The sequence below is a fragment of the Micromonospora parastrephiae genome (genome assembly GCF_016802865.1).
GTDB lineage: Bacteria > Actinomycetota > Actinomycetes > Mycobacteriales > Micromonosporaceae > Micromonospora > Micromonospora parastrephiae.
Window position 1 is genome coordinate 1 of the sequence record NZ_JAEVHM010000402.1, and the last position, 1,329, is coordinate 1,329.

Here is a 1,329-nt window from a genome sequence, read left to right on the forward strand (position 1 = left end):
CGCCTCCGCCGCCGCCCCGGCTGCCGCTCTGGCCGCTGTCGCTGATGTTCGGACTGGTGCCGCTGTGGTGGGCGCTCGGGGCGTTCTACCTGGGCTGGCCGTTGTTGGGTGCGCTGCTGTTCGCGCTGTTGCTCACCCGGGGGCGGGTGCCGCTGCCGCCGGCGAGCGGCATCTGGCTGCTGTTCCTGGCCATCGTGGTGGTCAGCGCCACCCAGTTGGCGTCGCCGGCCTCGCTGCTCACGTTCGCCCTGCGGCTGGCCTTCTACCTGACCGCGCTGGTGGTCGGGGTCTACGTCTACGCCGCGGCCCGGGAACGCGCCGACCTGGTGGCGGTGCTCAGCCCGCTCTGCGCGTTCTGGTTCGGCCTGGTGGTGCTGGGCTGGCTCGGGGTGCTGGTGCCCCGGCTGGCGATGACCACCCCGATGGAGATGCTGCTGCCCGGCGGGGTGGCCGGCACCCCGTTCATCCAGGACATGGTGCACCTGACCACCGCGGAGTACAGCGCTCGCTCGCTCGATCCGATCTACCGGCCGGCCGCGCCGTTCGCGTACACGAACAACTACGGCAGCGCGTACGCGATGACCCTGCCGTGCGTGGTGGCCCTCGCCATGCTGCGCCCGCGCGGGCTGCTGCGCTGGGTGCTGCTGGCGTCGCTGCCGCTGTCGCTGGCGCCGGCGTTCCTCACCCTCAACCGGGCGATGTTCCTCAGCCTCGGCGCCGGGCTGGCCGTGCTCGGTGTGCGGGCGAGTCTGCGCGGCAACGTGCGGGTCGCCGCGTCCATCGTCGGGCTGGTGGTGATCGGCGCCCTGGCCACGCTGTTCATTCCCATCACCGACCTGATCAGCCAGCGGGTCGACTCCAGCGACACCAACACCGACCGGCTCTCGCTCTACACCGAGGTGATCCGTCGGGTGCAGGAGTCGCCGTGGCTGGGCTACGGCGCACCGGTGAACGTGGACACGGTCTCCGCGGCGGCGCCGATCGGCACCCAGGGGCAGTTCTGGATGGTGCTGTTCAGTCACGGCGTACCGGCGTTGCTCTGCTTCCTGGCCTGGTTCGTCGCCGCCGCGGTCATCTGCGCGCGGGCGACCTCGGCGGCCGGGCAGTGGCTGGCGGTGGTGCCGGTGGTCTGCCTGGTGCAGATCCCGTTCTACGGCATGGCCAACCAGAACCTGGCGGTCGCGTTCTTCGCGGTCGCCTTCGCGATGGCGCTCACCGAACGGGAGCGGTCGGCCCGGTGGCGTCCGCTGCCCGCCCGGCCCGTGGCGGTGCCGGCGTGACCGCCGCGACCCGGCCGCGGCCGGCCCGGAGCATTCGCCGCCGGTGGAC

Annotated in this window: 1 protein-coding gene; it reads left to right on the forward strand. The window is 72.6% G+C overall.

Going from position 1 to position 1,329, the window contains the following annotated elements:
* A partial coding sequence (locus JNW91_RS31400) for an O-antigen ligase family protein (RefSeq protein ID WP_238426043.1) occupies positions 1-1,280 on the forward strand: 1,280 nt, incomplete at its 5' end.
* Between the last annotated feature and the right edge of the window lie 49 nt (positions 1,281-1,329).